General features: G+C 49.1%; 6 protein-coding genes. All 6 read left to right on the top strand.

All coding sequences use genetic code 11. The features are described from left to right. Nucleotides 1-366 precede the first annotated feature (366 nt). Genes fabD through NQS30_RS04425 form a run of 6 tightly spaced genes read left to right on the top strand, consistent with a single transcriptional unit; the run spans nucleotide 367 to nucleotide 18,689 of the window. Nucleotides 367-2,625 carry an ACP S-malonyltransferase gene (fabD, locus tag NQS30_RS04450; protein WP_218791291.1) on the top strand — a complete coding sequence of 753 codons (2,259 nt, stop codon included), beginning with the start codon at nucleotides 367-369 and terminating at the stop codon, nucleotides 2,623-2,625. A 40-nt stretch (nucleotides 2,626-2,665) separates the two neighbouring features. Then, nucleotides 2,666-3,646, top strand: coding sequence for an LnmK family bifunctional acyltransferase/decarboxylase (locus NQS30_RS04445; RefSeq protein ID WP_015240163.1), 981 nt, complete (start codon nucleotides 2,666-2,668; stop codon nucleotides 3,644-3,646). A gap of 24 nt (nucleotides 3,647-3,670) precedes the next feature. Then, nucleotides 3,671-3,943: an acyl carrier protein gene (locus NQS30_RS04440; RefSeq protein ID WP_003153264.1), complete on the top strand. Its 273-nt coding sequence runs from the start codon at nucleotides 3,671-3,673 to the stop codon at nucleotides 3,941-3,943. Beyond that, nucleotides 3,940-5,304, top strand: coding sequence for a long-chain fatty acid--CoA ligase (locus tag NQS30_RS04435; RefSeq protein WP_069007145.1), 1,365 nt, complete (start codon nucleotides 3,940-3,942; stop codon nucleotides 5,302-5,304). Before NQS30_RS04440 ends, NQS30_RS04435 begins: the two co-directional genes overlap by 4 nt. Nucleotides 5,305-5,318: 14 nt before the next feature. Next, on the top strand, nucleotides 5,319-6,056 hold the full coding sequence (locus tag NQS30_RS04430; protein WP_025284970.1) for an SDR family oxidoreductase: 738 nt from the start codon (nucleotides 5,319-5,321) through the stop codon (nucleotides 6,054-6,056). Between the two features lie 39 nt (nucleotides 6,057-6,095). Then, nucleotides 6,096-18,689 carry a type I polyketide synthase gene (locus NQS30_RS04425; protein ID WP_218791290.1) on the top strand — a complete coding sequence of 4,198 codons (12,594 nt, stop codon included), beginning with the start codon at nucleotides 6,096-6,098 and terminating at the stop codon, nucleotides 18,687-18,689. Nucleotides 18,690-18,693 lie beyond the last annotated feature (4 nt).

Here is an 18,693-nt window from a genome sequence, read left to right as displayed (position 1 = left end):
ATTTCAATCGCTGTTTCGGCACGTTGAAGAGGAAATAGGGATTATAAAAATGATTGTAGTGTATATATCTACATATACATGATAAGGGAGAAGTGTGCCGTCATGGCTGTTTTCGGGCATATTGGCACTGCAGCTTGTCATGCGAAACATTCAGTAAACAAGCAATATGTTTTAATATAAATTATGTTAGAAAAGGAAAACACAATGCGTTTGCGATTTTTAAACCTGTGCTGAATCGCAAACGCGTTTGTGTTTTTATTTTTATGCCGGTGTTTACACCAGTCAATATATGAAATAAGAGACGTTTTTGTATGGAGATCCACATGTGATGTACAAAATTGGCGATGCGGAAAGGATGAGGATAAGATGCTTACGTTTGTGTTCCCGGGGCAGGGTTCTCAATTTAAAGGAATGGGAGCCGGACTGTTTGATGAATTTCAAGATCTGACACGTCAGGCTGATGACATATTAGGCTACTCTATAGAAGAATTGTGTCTGGAGGATCCGAATCACCAGCTGGGGAAAACGCAAATTACCCAGCCGGCGTTATATACGGTGAGTGCACTCAGTTATTTAAAGAAAATGAAAGAGTCCGGCAGAGAGCCTGATTACGCCGCAGGGCACAGTTTAGGAGAATATAATGCGTTATTTGCGGCCGGCTGCTTTGATTTTGAGACCGGTTTGCAGCTTGTGAAAAAAAGAGGGGAGCTCATGAGCAAGGCAGCTCCCGGAGGCATGGCGGCGGTTTTGGGGTTTACGGCTGAACAAGTAAAAGAGGTTCTATCCGATTATCATCTGACCGGCATTGATATCGCTAACCACAATTCACCTTCGCAAATTGTGATCGCCGGAACGAAACAAGACATTGAAAAAGCGGGCCCCGTCTTTGAAAAAGCCGGCGTGAGAATGTACCTTCCTTTAAATGTGAGCGGCGCCTTCCATTCCCGCTATATGAAAGATGCTGAAAAAGAGTTCGCGGATTATTTAGAAGAAACGGTGTTTTTGCCTCTTCGTTTTCCGGTGATCTCAAATCTTCATGCCGCACCTTATAAGAATGATGAAATCAAAACAAATCTGACTTTGCAAATGACCAATCAGGTAAAGTGGACGGACACGATACGCCGTCTGATGGGACTTGAAAATAATGAAATTGCAGAAGTCGGGCCCGGGGAAGTGCTGACAAAACTGACGCGTCAGATTAAAAAAGATGCCGTCCCATTACCTATGCCGAAAGAAGAGTCTGATACTGCTGATGTTAAAGCATCGGCAGCTGATCCGCAAAAAACGGCGGGAATGAGATTAGGGAACGAAGATTTTAAAAAAGATTATAACATCCAATATGCTTACATGACGGGCTCCATGTACAGGGGAATTGCTTCGGAACAGATGGTCATTAAAGCGGCAAAAGCGGGAATGCTGGGCTTTTTCGGAACGGGCGGATTGAGTATCGAACGGATCGGACAGGCCATCGGCACCATCCGGTCTGCACTGCGGCAAGGGGAAACATTCGGAATGAATCTTCTTCATCATATGATGTCACCTGACAAGGAAGTCAGAATGATAGATTTATATTTGAAAAACGGCATTCATCTTATTGAAGCATCGGCATTTATGGGCATAACCCCCGCTCTTGTTATATACAGGGCAAAGGGATTAACCAGGAATCATGACGGGTCGGTGTCAGTTCAAAACAAAATCATCGCGAAAGTATCCCGGCCTGAAGTCGCTGAGGCCTTTCTGAATCCGGCTCCGGCTCATGTGCTGGAAAGACTTGTGTCTGACAATCGGCTGACAGCCGGGGAAGCGGCGCTTGCAAAAGAAATTCCGATGGCTGATGACATTTGCGTTGAAGCGGATTCAGGAGGGCATACCGACCAAGGGATTCCGTATACATTAATGCCTGCCATGATCAGACTCAGAGACCGCATGATGGAGAAGCACGGTTATGCGAAAAAAGTAAGAATCGGCGCAGCGGGCGGCATCGGCACTCCGGAAGCGGCTGCTGCCGCGTTTCTGCTCGGCGCCGAATTTATCGGAACCGGTTCTATTAATCAATGCACGGTCGAAGCCGGGACAAGTGATTCAGTGAAAGATCTGCTTCAGGAAGCGAACGTGCAGGATACGTCATACGCTCCTGCGGGAGATATGTTTGAAGCGGGAGCAAGGGTGCAGGTGCTGAAAAAAGGCCTGTTTTTCCCGGCAAGAGCCAATAAACTCTTTGACTTGTACAGACAATACAATTCTTTAGATGAAATAGATGAAAAAACGAAAACATTAATTGAAGAAAAGTATTTCCAGCGCAGTTTTGAAGAAGTGTATGAGCAGTTGAAACGTGATAAATCTCCTGAGCAGATCGCCAAAGCCGAACAGAATCCGAAACACAAAATGGCGATGGTATTTAAATGGTATTTTTCTCATACGACAAGGCTCGCTCTGGAAGGAAAAAGTGAAAGTAAAATAGATTACCAAATTCATTGCGGTCCTGCGCTCGGCGCGTTTAATCAATGGGTGAAAGGAACCCCGCTTGAAAATTGGAGAAACAGGCATGTCGATCTGATCGGCAAACAGCTCATGGAAGAAACAGCCGGCCTTCTTGCGCAAAGGCTGGTATCGATTACAGGCTGAGTATGACCAGCCATTACATTTTTTCTGCGGAGGACAGACCATGCTGATTGAAAATCATGAATTAACGATGAGCCATGTCGGGTTAGGGAATTTGAATGAGTACGCGCTGCTGCTGTTATTCGGCAACGCACACAGTCACCATTTAACGGACGGAACGGGATTCCGGCCTGATCAGATGGCCGATCACCAAGGGCTGATTTTGTATCCGGCTTATTTTATGACACATCTCAAAGTTCCTTCAGATCAGCCTCTTGATCAGTACCGATTATGGGACGAGGTTTCCGTCGGAGTCGATATCTCCCGGTTTGGAGAAACCATATTAGAATCTGATTATTTGTTCGGGCCGAAAGGAGCGGTCAGCTCTGATAAAAGCGAGTGGGACCGGGGACGGTTTCCTTCTATGAAAGCCAATAGTTTAATTGTCGTCGACGTCACACAAACAGAAGGTTCGACGCGCAAAGTCTCAGCGCCTAAGGCTGAATGCATTGCGGAACTTTCTAAGCTAGCCAAGCCGCCTTACGCCCTGATGCGGTCAAAGAAAATCAGAACGGACGCCTTCGGTATGAAGCCGGGCAATCTCAAAACAGCAGACCCCGTTTCATATCGGGTTCCTGTTGATCAGGATGCTGCGCCCGGGCATGCCATGGTGTTTGCGAAATTCAGCAAGATAATGGATGCGGCGGAATTTGAATGGATGACGCGCCGGTCGAAGCCGGGTTTTCCGGTTTCAATCGCGCGGCATTTATTTTTGCTTGAAAGAGAGACGTATTATTACGGAAATTGTTTTGCAGATGAAGAGCTTGATATTTATATGACGGGACACATTGAAGAATGCGATCCCGACTTTCACGGTGAGTCCCTCGGTATGATCTCAGTGGCGAAAATCAGCTATCAGATTGAAGTCTATATGAAAAGAAATCATACATTGCTGGCCATTTCCAAGGTGGACAAGCTGCTGGCGGTGCCGACCTCTTCACAAGATCATATTCCGGATTATAAGCGGGTCATCAGAAGTCTATAAAATGAAGAATGGAGCTGAAAGCAAATGGAACAAACCAAGGAAATGAAGCAGATCATCGCTCAAATCATTCAGGACATTCAAGAACAGCAGTCATATCGGGCCGTCGAAGCGGGAGATGATGTGAGAGTCATAGAGGATCTGGGCTTCTCATCACTGGATATCGCTCAATTAGTCGCACAGATGGAGATGGAAACCGGAGTAGATCCTTTTTCCCAAGGAGAAACAATTTCAAGCATTACAACCGTCGGCAGCATTTGTGATATTTATCAAAAATATATGGACAGTGCTCAATCATGAAAACAGAAAGCGGGGGAGATATCAGCTGGGTGACTGATAAGCTTAGGGAAACGCAAGACAGTGAGTTTCTCATTTTTAAAGGGCAGACTTTTACGTATGATGATTTGCTGGCACGAATTAGCTTTTTTCAGAAAGAACTTGAACAAAACGGAATACATGAAGGAGAATGTGTGGCGCTTATCGGGGATTATTCCCCGAACGCTATTTTTTTGCTGATGGCGCTTTTGTTAAACCGAAATATCGTTGTCCCTCTAAGCAATGAATCAAGGGAAAAGCATCTCGACATGTTTGAAGACGCGAAAGTGAATCAAATCATTGAAATAAATGAAAATGACAGCTGGACGCTTCGTGAAGGTTCTGAAAGCGCCTCTCACCCTCTGCTTGATGACCTGCGCGAGAGAAGGGAGTCAGGCATTATTATTTTCACATCGGGAACTTCCGGCAAAAGCAAAGCATCCGTGTTAAGCGCCGGCCGGCTGCTTGAAAAATATAAAACGGCGAAGAGAAAACCGCTGCGTACGCTCATTTTTCTGAAATTGGATCATATCGGCGGCATTAATACGCTGTTTGCGATTCTATTTAACGGGGGAACCATCGTCACATCAGACAGCAGAACGCCGGAGTCCGTTTATCAGGCGGTCGACAAGCATGCTGTCCAAGTGCTCCCCGCCACCCCGACCTTTTTAAACATGCTGCTGATGTCCAAGGCGGATGCCGGCTATAACCTCTCTTCACTCCGGCTGATCACTTACGGCACGGAACCGATGCCCCAATCAACGCTGCGTGGCATTCACCGGCTGTTTCCGGATGTACGGCTGAAACAAACATACGGATTAACTGAACTGGGTATATTCTCAACGAAATCAAAAGACAGCCAATCCACTTGGATGAAAGTGGGCGGTGCCGGAACAGAGACCAAAATTACCGGAGGCACGCTTTGGGTCCGTTCTGAGTCCGCGATGCTCGGCTATTTAAACGCACCGTCACCTTTCGATGAAGACGGCTGGTATGACACCGGTGACCAGGTGGAAACAGACGGCGAATATATAAGAATCCTTGGAAGAAAGAGTGAAATCATTAATGTGGGCGGAGAGAAAGTGTTTCCGGCAGAGGTGGAAAGCGTCTTTCTGGAGATACCGAATGTCCGGGATGTTCTCATAACAGGCAGAAAAAATCCGATTACAGGCGAGATTGTCGCGGCAGAGGCCGTGCTCGAAAAAGAAGAAGATATCAAATCTTTCAGAAAGCGGGCCGTAGCTCATTGCAAACAGAAGCTGCAGCCATATCAGATACCGCAGATCATCTCTGTTACAGATCGGAAACTGTCTAATGATCGATTTAAAAAAATAAGAAACGTGTAAAACAGGAGGCAAATATGAATAACGGAAAAGTAGCGGTCGTCAGCGGAGGAAGCCGGGGGCTGGGAAAAGCGATTGTACAGACGCTTTTGGATGAGGATTACATAGTAGCCGCTTTCAGCCGCAGTGAATCTGATTTTATTAACACATTGAGAGAGAGTGAAAAGTACCGCGGCCGCTTTTATTGGGAAGCGGCGGATGCGGCGGATGATGCCGCCATGAAACAGTTTGTTCTTCAAGTATACCGCAAGTTTTCCAGAATAGACGGCTTGGTCAATAACGCCGGTTTGAACCTTGATCAGCTGCTGCCCCTGACCAATGATGAAGACATTGACCGCATCCTCAATCTGAATATCGGCTCAGTCATCAAGCTGACCCGGAACGTTTCCCGTGTCATGCTGAAACAAAATTCCGGATCAATCGTTAACATAAGCTCCATTATCGGCTCAAGAGGATTTAAAGGCACTTCAGTCTACAGTGCATCCAAAGCGGCTCTTGACGGCTTGACGCGAAGCCTGGCCAGGGAGCTCGGGTCTAAAGGAATCCGTGTCAATTCTCTTGCGCCCGGTTTTGTGGACACCGATATGACGAAAAATATGCCGGAAAAACAAAAATCACAGATTATCAGAAGGACGCCGATGGGCCGTTTAGGCGAAACAGACGATATGACCGGACTCGTTCGTTTCCTGCTTTCTCCTGAATCGTCCTTTATGACCGGACAGACAATGGCAATAGACGGCGGATTAACTTGTTAAAGCACAGAAAAATTCTTTTGTACAAGGGATGGTATCCTCATGAAATGTATTAACGAATTTTTAAGAACGGTAATAGCGCAAAAGCTGGGTGCCGAGGTGACCGAAGCGGAAGATAAAACCGCTTTTTTTACTCTTGGCGTGACGTCTCTCATCAGTGAAGAAATCATGACCATATTGCATAAAGAATTTACCGGCCTTTCTGAAACGCTGCTGTTTGAATATCCGAACATTGAGAAATTGAGTGAGTTTTTAAGTGCGCAGAAACGAAATCCCGAAAGCGTTCTTGAATTCACAGAAACGGAGCCTGATACGGGAAGCCGGCAGGAAGAAGAATTGCTTCCCGTACAGGCGGCTGAAAAGGTGCCTGAACCGGCAACGGACGGGAGCTCTGATATTGCGGTTATCGGAATGAGCGGGATGTTTCCGAAAGCGGAAAACCAGCATGATTTTTGGAACAATTTAATGGAAAATAAAGATTGTGTCACTGAAATCCCAGAGGACAGATGGGACAGCTCTTATTACTCGGAAGAGAAAACGGCAGAATACGCTTCATACAGTAAATGGGGAGGTTTTATTGATCATCCGGATCAATTTGACCCGCTGTTTTTTTCTGTTTCCCCGTGGGAAGCTGATTTAATGGATCCTCAGCAAAAATTGTATGTCACGTGCTGCTGGGAAGCGATGGAGGATGCCGGTTACGGGAATCCGGCGGCGAGGCCGACGGATCAAATCGGTGTATTCGCCGGAGTGACCTGGAATGAATATTCATTAATTGCACACGAAGAAGGTTTCCTCAAAGATCAGTACAAAGGCCCCGGCTCCTTATATTGGGGCATTCCGAACCGGGTTTCTTATTTCCTTGATCTCCATGGCCCGAGCATCGCTGTTGATACGGCGTGTTCTTCATCGCTTGTCGCCGTCCATCAGGCTTGTCAGGCCATTATGTCGGGCGACTGTGAAATGGCGCTGGCCGGAGGCGTCAACCTCAGCTTACATCCGCAAAAATACATGTTTTTAAGCCAATCGCATTTTCTGTCTTCTGAAGGAAAATGCCGCAGTTTCGGTGAAGGCGGAGACGGTTACGTGCCCGGCGAAGGCGCGGGAGCCGTTTTGTTAAAACCATTGAAAAAAGCGATTGCGGACAAAGACCACATCTACGGTGTCATTAAGGGGTCAGCCACTAATCACGGCGGCAAAACGACCGGGTATACGGTGCCGAATCCGGAAGCGCACCGGGACCTGATTTTATCCGCTCTAAACAGAGCCGCGGTAAGTCCGGCGGATATCAGCTACATTGAAGCTCACGGAACCGGCACGGCGCTCGGCGATCCGATTGAGATACGCGGCCTGTCTATGGCATTTGATAAACAGACCGATGAGAAAAACTACTGCGGAATCGGCTCGGTGAAATCCAATATCGGACATTTGGAAGCGGCTGCAGGGATCGCCGGTTTAATCAAGGTGCTTTTAAGCATGAAACATGAAACGCTTCCCGCCAGTCTGCACTCCGAGGAACTGAACCGCAAGATTTCTTTTTCTGATTCGCCATTTTATGTCGTCCGAAACAACCGGCCGTGGCCGGCTGAAGGAGATAAACCGAGAATCGCCGCAATCAGTTCATTCGGCGCAGGAGGCTCTAATGCCCATCTGATCGTAGGTGCTTATCAGCCAAAACGGCAAGCGGACAAGAATACTGAGCAAAAACCGCATGCCGTCGTATTAAGCGCACATTCCGAACAGCAGCTGAAAGAATATGCCGGGAAATTGAGCTCCTTTCTTGCCCGTTTGGAAAACCTGCCTTCTGCCGGCGGATACAGTCTGGAAAATATCGCTGCCACCTTATTGTCAGGCAGAGAGCCTTTCTCCTTCCGGCTTGCTGTCATTGCATCATCCCTTTCTGAGCTGAAACAGCGATTGGACGGATTTGTAAGCGGTCACAGCGACGGCAGGTATATGTACTTCGGAAAAGCGTCACACGGGCGGCCGGACGTTTCAGGCCAATCCGTTTCAGATCCTGAGAAATTTGCCGCGCTGTGGGTGAAAGGCCTTCAAGGTTGCAAAAAGCCGGAAACGCCGTATCAGAAAGTTCCGCTTCCTACGTATCCGTTTTTAAAGGAAACGTCCTGGCTGACCGATCAAAAAAAGCGGTATACAAAAAAGCCCCAAAATATCAAAAAGCGTGAAGCGCTGCATCCTCTGCTTGATGAGAATATTTCATCCGCCCGGAAAGGGACGTTTCAAAAGATATTTTCCAAGGATGAATATTTCTTTAAAGATCATTTAGTGAACGAAAAATATGTGCTTCCCGGAGTCTGTCATCTGGAAATGGCGGCATACGGCGCGGGATTGTGGGGAGAACGCCCGGTCGTCTCTCTTCAAAGTGTGTGGTACATGGAGCCGATTGTGACAGGGACAGACCCAAGATCCGTCATGATAGAGTTTGAAGCAGAAAAAGAGCGTATAAGCTATGTCATGAAAGAAAAAGGAGCGGACGGCACCCTCTTTTCGCAAGGAGAAGTGATTTGTAAAGAAAAAGGGACGTCTTTAGAGGCCCCGGCCTTTCAGCTCCCGGCGCCATTTGCGCAGAGAACGGAGCCGGAAGACATCTATCACTCGTTCTCTGAGGCGGGAATCGTGCAAAAGGACAGTTTTCAGGTCATCCGCGAATTCTCTTATACAGAAAGGAAAGCACTGGCCAAATTAACGCTCCCGTCACACTTGGAAGCCGATTTTAAACAGTACATCCTACATCCGTCCTTAATGGATGGCGCTGTTCAAACTGCAATGGCGCATGTGCTGCAATTTCAAAAAGAGCCTGCGCTTATCGTACCGTTTTCCTTCGGAGAAATACAGCTGCTTGAACCGTTAGCGAAAACCGTATTTGTGTATGCGGAGGTAAAAGCGGCCTCTGTTCACCAATTTGATCTGCATATTTGTGATGAGCGCGGCGTGCTGTTGGCGGCAGTGAAAGATTTTATCATAAAAGAGGTGCAGGAAAGCGCCGGGTTTAACCAAAAAGCTGGCGTCACGCCGAAGAAAAGCTGTGAAACGGAATTGCTTATGACACCGGTTTGGAACACCGTCACCATTCCGGAAACCGGCATGTCTTTCATGCGTGAAGAAAAAATAATCGTCATCGGGGCCGGGCTGGATTTTCAGCAGGCTTTGAAAGAGATGTATTCCGATGTCCGTTTTCCGGACATCACTTCTTTGGACAGCGCGGAACAAATGGCTGAAACATTTAAAGCGCAAGGCTCTTTTCAACACATGATATGGGCGGCGCCGGATCATCCCATTCCATCCGTTTATGATGCGGATACGGCCGAGGGACAGGAGCACGGGGTCATGCAGCTTTTCCGGCTGGTAAAATCGCTTCTGCTTCTGAATTTTGACACGGAACAACTATCATTGACAATCTGCACGTTTCAAGCACAGCCGATTCATGAACATGATGAGGTCAATCCGAGTCATGCAAGCATACACGGATTAGCGGGGGCGCTCGCAAAAGAATACAGCAATTGGAGCATCCGGCTTCTTGATTTGGAATCTCAAAGGGGAGACCGGCATCTTCCTGATGTCTTCTCTTTACCGTCGAACCCCGAGGGAAATCCGTGGGTCTTTCGTGCAGGTCAGTGGCACCGACAGCAATTGGCCGTCTGCCAGCCTCATGCAGATGAGCCTTCATTATACCGGCACGGCGGGGTTTATGTGATTATCGGCGGAGCAGGCGGAATAGGAGAAGTATGGACTGAATATATGATTCAGACCTATCAGGCGAAAATTATCTGGATCGGGAGACGGAAAAAAGATACACAGATTGAAAGAAAGCTGAAAAGACTTGCAGCTTTAGGTCCCGCACCGCAATATTTCAGCGCGGATGCTGCCGATTATGACTCTCTCAAACGGGCGTATGACACCATTGTAAAGGAAAATGGAAAGGTCCGCGGAATCATTCATTCCGCCATCGTGTTATCAGACCGCAGTTTTGCCAATATGGAAGAGGATCAGTTCCGCGCGTCACTTTCTGCAAAAACTGATGTGAGCTTGCAGATTGCCCGGGTAGCTGAAGGGGAACCCCTGGATTTCTTGCTGTTTTTCTCTTCGATGATGTCGTTTCAAAAAGCGCCGGGACAGAGCAATTATGCCGCCGGGTGCACGTTTAAAGACGCTTTTGCTAAGCGGATCTCACAGAAAGCGCCGTATGCCGTAAAAGTTGTCAATTGGGGCTTTTGGGGAAGTGTCGGCGTTGTCGCTTCAGAACAATACCGGAAACGGATGGAGCGGGACGGAATCGCTTCTATTGAGGCGCCCGAAGCGATGAAAACGCTGGAAACCCTGCTTTCCGGACCTCATGACCAGCTGGCGCTGATCAAAACGACAGATCCGGTTTTTATGAAAGACGATCTGAAAGAACAAGTAACGGTTTATCCGGAAAAGATTCCTTCCGCACTCGGACAATTAACGGTTAACATCACGCAGAATGACGAAGCTGAGCGGTTAAAAGCATCAAGTGTCATGAGCTGCATGAGAGAGATGGAGTCCCTTATTGAAAAAATGCTTGTATCAACCCTTTATGAGATGGGAGCCGGGCTTGGTCAGGCTTTGCCGTTATTTCAATCGGCTGCCGGCATAACGGAACAATACAGCAGATGGCTGAAAGAGAGCTTTGTCCTCCTGAATAAATTAGCGCTTACTCCGGAAAAAACGGATCTAGGGCAGGTGTGGGAGGAATGGGAGCGGAAAAAAGAGACTTGGCTGCGCCAGAAAGACATGAGGGCGCATGTCAGATTGGCAGAAGAGACATTGCGTGTGCTTCCAGACATTTTAACCGGTAAGCTTCCGGCAACGGAAGTGATGTTCCCTGACTCCTCTTTCCGTCTTGTGGAAGGCATTTACCGCAATAATATCATTTCTGATTTTTTCAATGACAAGCTTGCTGACACATTGATTGCAGTTTTGAAGGAACGTCTGGAAAAAGATCCGCAGGCGAAAATCCGCATTTTAGAAATCGGAGCCGGAACGGGCGGGACGAGCGCCGCGGTCATGAGAAAATTGAAACCGTATGAAGCGCATATTGCCGAATATTGTTTCACGGATATTTCTAAAGCATTTCTTTTACATGCAGAAGACATATTCGGTCCGGAATATCCTTATGTCACTTATAAAATATTCAACGCTGAGCAGCCGGTATCAGCAGAAGCGCCGGACATCGGCACGTATGACGCAGTGATCGCGACCAATGTGCTTCATGCGACAAAAAATATCCGCTCTACGCTGCGCCATGCGAAAGCAATGCTGCAAAAAAACGGCCAGCTGTTTATAAATGAGATCAACAGCCGTACCATATTCAACCATGTGACGTTCGGCCTTCTTGAAGGCTGGTGGCTGTATGAGGATCATGATTTACGGATTCCGGGCTGTCCGGGGGTTGATCCGGCCGGCTGGGCGGAAGCGCTTTCGCTTGAAGGATTCGTCCATCCTCTGTTTCCGGCTGAAGCCGCACACGACTTAGGCCAGCAGATTATAGCGGCTGAAAGTGACGGAACGGTCAGGCTTGCCCTCACGCAGGCGTCAGAAGAGAAGCCGGAGCGCCGTCCGTATGACGCAGAAGGTCTTTCGGATGATACTTTGCATGTCAGCCTGAGAGAAAAAAGCGTTGAACTGATGAAGAAGGTCATCGGTGAAGCGCTTAAAGTGCCGGCGCATCGTCTTTTAACCCATGAACCTTTAACCGCATACGGATTGGATTCCATACTGGTCGTCAGACTGACCAACGCGTTAAAAGACGTCTTCGGTTCTGTCAGCAGCACTTTGTTTTTTGAATATCAAACCATTGATGAGCTTGCTGATTACTTTCTGTCTTCCCGTAAAGAAGCGCTCGAGCGGCAATTCGGGAATGGACAGGCTCATCCCGAAAACGCCGGACGGGTGCAGGCTCCCGCAGAAAGCGCCGCGCCGATTCCAAACGTAAGAGAACGGGGCATCACATATCTGACGGAATTAATAGGAAAAACGCTGAAGATGCCGAGCGGGAGAATGGATCCGTCGGTTTCCTTAACCGCATACGGTTTGGATTCTATCCTGGTCGTCAGGCTCACAAATGCTTTTCGTAACGTGTTTGACCAAATGACCAGCACTCTCTTTTTTGAATATCAGACGATAGAAGAAATCGCGGATTACCTGCTTCTTTCTCAGCGGGGAGCATTTATGAAAGCGATGGGTGTGCGTGAGGCACAGCTGTCTGATCACACAGATAATCTGAATGTAAAACAAAACAAGATTCCTCAAAACGAGGAAGGCGAAAGGACGAACGGAGATCCCTATATCCAGGATATCGCTGTCATCGGTCTGTCAGGCCGGTATCCGGGCGCCGATCACGTTGATGAGCTGTGGGAAAATGTAAAAGCCGGCAGGCATTCTATTACTGAAGTGCCGAAAGATCGCTGGGACTGGAAAACGTTTTATAACGAGGAACGCGGAAAATGGGGGTCCATTTATTCAAAATGGGGCGGTTTTCTCGATGACATTGATAAATTTGATCCGCTGTTTTTCCGTATATCTCCCGCGGAAGCTGAAAGGATGGATCCGCAGGAAAGGTTGTTTCTGCAGACTGCTTATTCAAGCATTGAAGATGCGGGGTACACCCCGTCCACGCTTTGTGACAGCCGGAAAATCGGAGTCTTTGTCGGTGTGATGAACAGCAATTACCCGACAGTTCCCAGCGACTGGTCTATCGCAAACAGAGTATCGTTTTTGTTCAATTTCCAAGGGCCGAGTATGGCTGTGGATACAGCATGCTCTTCTTCTTTAACAGCTGTCCATCTCGCCGCAGAAAGCCTGCGGAGCGGAATGAGTGAAACAGCGATTGCCGGCGGAGTCAATCTTATCGTTGATCCGGCCCACTATGAGCGGCTGTCCGCTTTTTCAATGCTGTCTCCCGGTGATAAATGCAAATCTTTCGGAGACAGTGCGGACGGTTTTGTTGACGGTGAAGGAGTAGGGGCGATTGTGTTAAAGCCGCTTGCTCAAGCGGAGAAAGACGGCGATCATATTTACGGCGTTATTAAAGGAAGCATGCTGAACGCAGCAGGCAGGACAAACGCTTATATGGTGCCGAATCCGAAAGCGCAGTTTGATCTGATCGCAGAGACGTTGAAACGGACCGACATTCACCCGAGAACGGTCAGTTACTTGGAAGCCCACGGAACGGGCACTGAGCTCGGTGATCCGATTGAAATCGACGGGTTAACGAAAGCTTTTCGCCTGACAACAGAAGACCGGCAGTTTTGTTCCATCGGTTCAATTAAATCAAATATCGGACATTTAGAAAGCGCTGCCGGGATTGCGGGGATCACCAAACTGCTTCTGCAATTGAAACATAAGAGGATTGCCCCTTCATTGCATGCGGCGGAATTGAATCCGAATATTGAGTTTGAGCACACTCCGTTTTTCGTACAGCAAAAAGAAACGGAATGGAAGCGACCTGTCTTGAATATCACGGGTGAAATGAAGGAATATCCGAGAATTGCCGGCATTTCCTCGTTTGGAGCAGGAGGTTCAAACGCGCATGTCATCATTCAGGAATTTGTGCCGTCTGACAGCCTGAAACCAATGGAAAACGCGTCTGTTTCTCCGCAAAAACCGGCTGTTATTATTTTATCAGCGCGAAATGAGCAGCAATTGACAGAGCGCGCCCGCCAGCTTCTGGATGATGTCATAAGAAAAAAGCGTTCTGACGGGGATTTAGCCAAGATCGCTTACACGCTTCAGGCGGGAAGAGAACCGATGGCTGAGCGGCTTGCATTTACGGCCGAGTCGATAGAAGAACTGAAAATGAAGCTTATGAGTTTCTCAAACGATCATAATATCGAACATGCTCATATCTGGCGGGGCAGGACAGCCAAACATCATTCATTGGCGGCTTCGCTCACTTCTGATGAAGATATGGCGCTTACCATAAATGCTTGGCTGAAAAAAGGGAAATACGGAAAGCTGCTTGACCTTTGGGTTAAAGGACTTGACGTCGATTGGTCAGCTCTTTATCAGCGCAACCCGGGCCGCATCAGTCTCCCGGCCTACCCTTTTGCCAAAGACCGATATTGGGTCACAAAAGCTGATGTGTCACTTGACAAAACAGGCTCAGCGAAAAGTGAGAAAGCAGCCAGACTTCACCCGCTGCTCCACACGAATACATCGACCTTTACCGCCCAGCGTTTTACTTCTGTTTTTTCAGGACATGAACCGTTTTTTGCGGATCATACCGTCAATGGAAAACCGGTGCTTCCGGGCGCGGCTGCTTTAGAAATGGCCCGGGCCGCCGTTACATTTGCCGCTGAAGACTTGCCCGGCGGGAAAACGGGTGTCAGGCTCAAACAGATCGTTTGGCTCCGTCCGGTGACGGCGCTTTCTGAAGGAGTGACGCTTCATGTAAAGCTTCAGCCGGAAGAAAACGGAGACATTGCTTTTGAAGCGTATGCCGAAGGAGAAGAGCCGCTTGTCTTTTTCCAGGGAAAGGCCGTGCTCGAAGAGACGGAGCGTGCTCCTGTTCTCGATGTGGAAGCGGTTCAGGCGCGCTGCAGCGGCCGTCACTTGTCAAAGGCTGAGTGCTATGAAGCGTTCGACAGCCTCGGCATCACCTACGGACCGTCGCATCAGGCGCTTGACGCCGTCTATGCCGGAAGCGGAGAAGTGCTCGCGAAGCTCACTCTTCCGCCGTCCGCCCGCGCAGAAAAGGAGCCGTTCATCCTGCATCCGAGCATGCTGGACGCCGCCCTTCAGGCTTCTATCGGTCTCGTGCTCTCAGACGGTTCCGCGTCCGGACGGCCGTTTCTGCCGTTTGCCCTCCAGGATATGCAGGTGTTTTCTGCGTGCCGGGAGACGATGTGGGCGGTGCTTTCCTCAGCGGACGGCGCCTATCATATTGAGCTGTGTGATGAAAACGGCGCGGTATGTGTCCGATTGACGGGGCTCACCGCCCGTTTTCTGGAAGAGGAAACGGAGGAAAAACCGCTCTTGCTTCAGCCAAAGTGGCAGGAATCACCGCCGGATGAAGGCGGTGGACAAGAAGCGTCTTTCAGATACGTGACACTGTATGGCGGAATGAACGCTGAGGACATAAGCGGCGCCGTATGTGCGGCTGACGGCGAAGGTCCGATTGAAGACCGTTATGACGCCTGCGCGGCGGAGCTGTCAGCGATCGTCACGCGTCTTATCAAAGAAAAACAGAAGAAAAAAACGCTGATCCAGCTTCTTGTCCCCGACAGGGGGGAAGACAATGTATTGGCGGGGCTGGCCGCTTTTCTGAAAACGGCTCACCTTGAACATCCGAAGCTGTACGGCCAAGTCATCCAAGCCGATCCGGACGAGTCAGCCTCGGCGCTTCTTGCCAAGCTGAAAGAAAACCGGGCGCATCCTGAACAAGCGGAAATCCGTTATGAAGCCGGCAAACGTCTCGTCAGAAACTGGCGTCATCTGCCGGCGCCTCAAAGCGGCGCCGTTCCGTGGAAAGACGAAGGGGTCTACCTCCTCACCGGGGGAGCGGGCGGCATCGGCCTGATTTTCGCTGAAGAAATAGCCTCCCGCGTCAAAAACGCCGTCCTTGTATTAACGGGAAGGGCGGAAGCGCTTGATAAAGACCGCTCCGCCCGCTTACGGCGCTTGGCAGCGACGGGCGCCCGCGTATTGTATCAACCGGTAGACGTGACAGACAGGGCGGCGGTCATCGCCCTCGTCCGCGGCATACAGGAGGAGCACGGAACACTCGACGGGATCATTCACGGCGCCGGCGTGATCGCTGACAATTACATTCTGAACCAGACAGAAAACGAACGGAAGACCGTCATGGCGCCGAAGGTGAAAGGGCTTATCAATCTTGATGAAGCAGCGAAAGATGTGCGGCTGGACTTTTTCATTCTGTTTTCTTCCTTGGCGGGAGGCATGGGAAATCCGGGGCAGGCCGGTTATGCGGCAGCCAACGCATTTATGGACGTATATGCAGCCCGCCGGAACCGTCTCGTGCGGGACAACGAGCGGAGCGGGAAGACCCTGTCCGTCAACTGGCCGCTTTGGGAAGAGGGCGGTATGCGTGTGGACAAAGAGACCGAACGGCTGATGTATGAACAGACCGGAATGAAAGCCATGCGATCGGCTTCAGGCATCCAGGCACTTTACGCCGCTTTTGCCTCCGGAGAACACCAGGTCATGGTGGCAGAGGGCGACGAAAAACGGATTCGAAAAAACCTGATGCCTGAAACGCCGGAACCGTCCCGTAGCATTCATGTGTCAAGGAAGACGCCCGTCCATATGCCGAATAAAGTACAAGCGGAACTCAAACATATGATATCAGGCATTCTGAAGGTGAAAGAAGACGAGATAGATGCTGAATCAGAGATGAGAGATTATGGCTTTGATTCGGTTTCATTCACGCAGTTTGCAAATGAACTAAATAAAATGTATGGGCTTGAACTGACACCGGCCGTGTTTTTTGAATATCCGACAGTCTTTCGTTTTGCCCAATACTTGCTGACGGAACATCCAAATACATTCGGCTCACAGGCAGAAACAGAAACGGAGAAACCGGTTGTGCGTAAAAAAATGAAGACGGAGCCATTCTTGATTCCGTCCCGTCTTCCTAAAACAAAAACCGCAGCTGCACCTGAGCCCGTGGCGATAATCGGAATCAGCTGTGCATTTCCAATGGCTGAAAATCCGGAAATGTTTTGGGAGAATTTAGCCGGAGAAAAGGACTGCATTTCTGAAATACCGCCGGAGCGCTGGGACTGGAGACAGTATTACGGAGATCCGCAGAAAGATAAAAATGCGAGCAATGTAAAGTGGGGCGGCTTCATTGATGAAACCGCTCAATTTGATCCTTTATTTTTCGGTATTTCTCCGCATGAAGCCGAAATGATGGATCCTCAGCAAAGACTTTTAATGATGCATGTATGGAAAGCGATTGAAGATGCCGGCTGCTCTGCCAAAAGCCTGTCAGGAACAAATACAGGCATTTTTGCAGGCACGACAAACAGCGGTTACGCTCAGGAAGCTTCAAAGTTCCATATAGAGATTGAGGGTTCTTCCGCCGCCGGTACGGTTCCGTCAATCGGTCCGAACCGCATGAGCTATTTTCTGAATATACATGGGCCGAGCGAACCGATTGAAACCGCCTGTTCAAGCTCATTGGTCGCTGTTCACCGTGCGGTCAGGGCAATTCAGGCCGGAGACTGCGGCATCGCGATTGCAGGAGGCGTCAATGCTATTGTGTCGCCGGATATGCATATCAGCTTTAATAAAGCGGGAATGCTCAGTGAAGACGGGCGATGCAAAACATTTTCCGATCAAGCGGACGGGTATGTCAGAGCTGAAGGTGCGGGCATGATTGTTTTGAAAACATTATCCGATGCGGAACGTGACGGCGACCGTATTTATGCCGTTATTCGCGGAACGGCGGAAAATCATGGCGGACGGGCGGCTTCCCTTACATCGCCGAATCCGAAAGCACAGACAGAAGTCATGATAAAAGCTTATCAGCAAGCGAACATCGACCCCCGTACAGTGAGTTATATTGAAGCCCACGGCACGGGAACGGCGCTCGGAGATCCGATAGAAATCAACGGACTCAAAGCGGCTTTTGCAGCGCTTTATCAGAAAGCCGGAGTAACGGCACCCGATCAGCCTCATTGCGGCCTCGGTTCCGTCAAAACGAATATCGGCCACACAGAGCTTGCCGCCGGCATGGCCGGGCTTTTAAAAATTATTTTGCAGATGCAGCACAAAACGCTTGTGAAAAGTCTGCATTGTGAAACCGTTAATCCGTATATCAGCCTCGACGACAGCCCGTTTTACTTCGTCCGCGACACTCAGCCATGGAAAGCAGCGGCTGATGATAGCGGGAATGAACTGCCGCGAAGAGCGGGTGTCAGCTCGTTCGGATTTGGCGGTGTCAATGCTCATGTCGTGCTCGAAGAATATGTTTCTCCTGTTGAAGAGAAACAATGGACGTCCGGTGAACTTCAGCCGTCCTTATTCATTCTCTCGGCAAAGACGGCGGAACAGCTGAAGAAACGTGCGGAACAGCTGCGCAGATATTTGGAAAAGACACATTCAGCTGACGGAGCTCTTGCGGGTATCGCTTATACGCTACAGCTTGGCCGGGATGAAATGGAAGAGCGCCTTGCCGTCATTGCTGAAACAAAAGAAGAGCTTACGAACGCGCTGAATGATTTCCTCAGCGGCAAGGAGACGGGGCAGAATTTCTTTACAGGCCGGAACAAAGCGATGAAACAGCTGTTTACAGAGATGACGGACAACGCAGAAATGAGCGGGACCGTAGATCAATGGATTGAAGCAGGCAAATATGCAATGCTTGCAAAATTATGGGTGCAAGGTTTACATGTCGACTGGAATAAATTATATCCGGACGAAAGGCCAAAAAAAGTCAGCCTGCCCGTCTATCCTTTTGCGAAAACACATTGCTGGATACCGCACAGTGCGCAGCATATAAGGCACCGGGAGACTTATGAGATTGATACGTCCCCGCTTGAGACTTATGAGCGCCTGCTTGATGAATTGGAGAAAAACGAAATAAGCATAGAAGCCGCTGTAAAAAGAACGATCGGTTTTTACAGGGATTAGCGTA

Origin of the sequence: Bacillus sp. B1(2022) (assembly GCF_040259625.1) — a bacterium.
Taxonomy (GTDB): Bacteria; Bacillota; Bacilli; order Bacillales; family Bacillaceae; genus Bacillus; species Bacillus velezensis.
This window is presented reverse-complemented; position numbering and strand designations above follow the sequence as displayed.

Excerpts from the sequence above, each read along its gene's own strand:
- NQS30_RS04430 (WP_025284970.1), top strand. The coding sequence starts at position 5,319 with ATGAATAACGGAAAAGTAGCGGTCGTCAGCGGAGGAAGCCGGGGGCTG.
- NQS30_RS04435 (WP_069007145.1), top strand. The coding sequence starts at position 3,940 with ATGAAAACAGAAAGCGGGGGAGATATCAGCTGGGTGACTGATAAGCTT.
- NQS30_RS04425 (WP_218791290.1), top strand. The coding sequence starts at position 6,096 with ATGAAATGTATTAACGAATTTTTAAGAACGGTAATAGCGCAAAAGCTG.
- NQS30_RS04445 (WP_015240163.1), top strand. The coding sequence starts at position 2,666 with ATGCTGATTGAAAATCATGAATTAACGATGAGCCATGTCGGGTTAGGG.
- NQS30_RS04440 (WP_003153264.1), top strand. The coding sequence starts at position 3,671 with ATGGAACAAACCAAGGAAATGAAGCAGATCATCGCTCAAATCATTCAG.
- fabD (WP_218791291.1), top strand. The coding sequence starts at position 367 with ATGCTTACGTTTGTGTTCCCGGGGCAGGGTTCTCAATTTAAAGGAATG.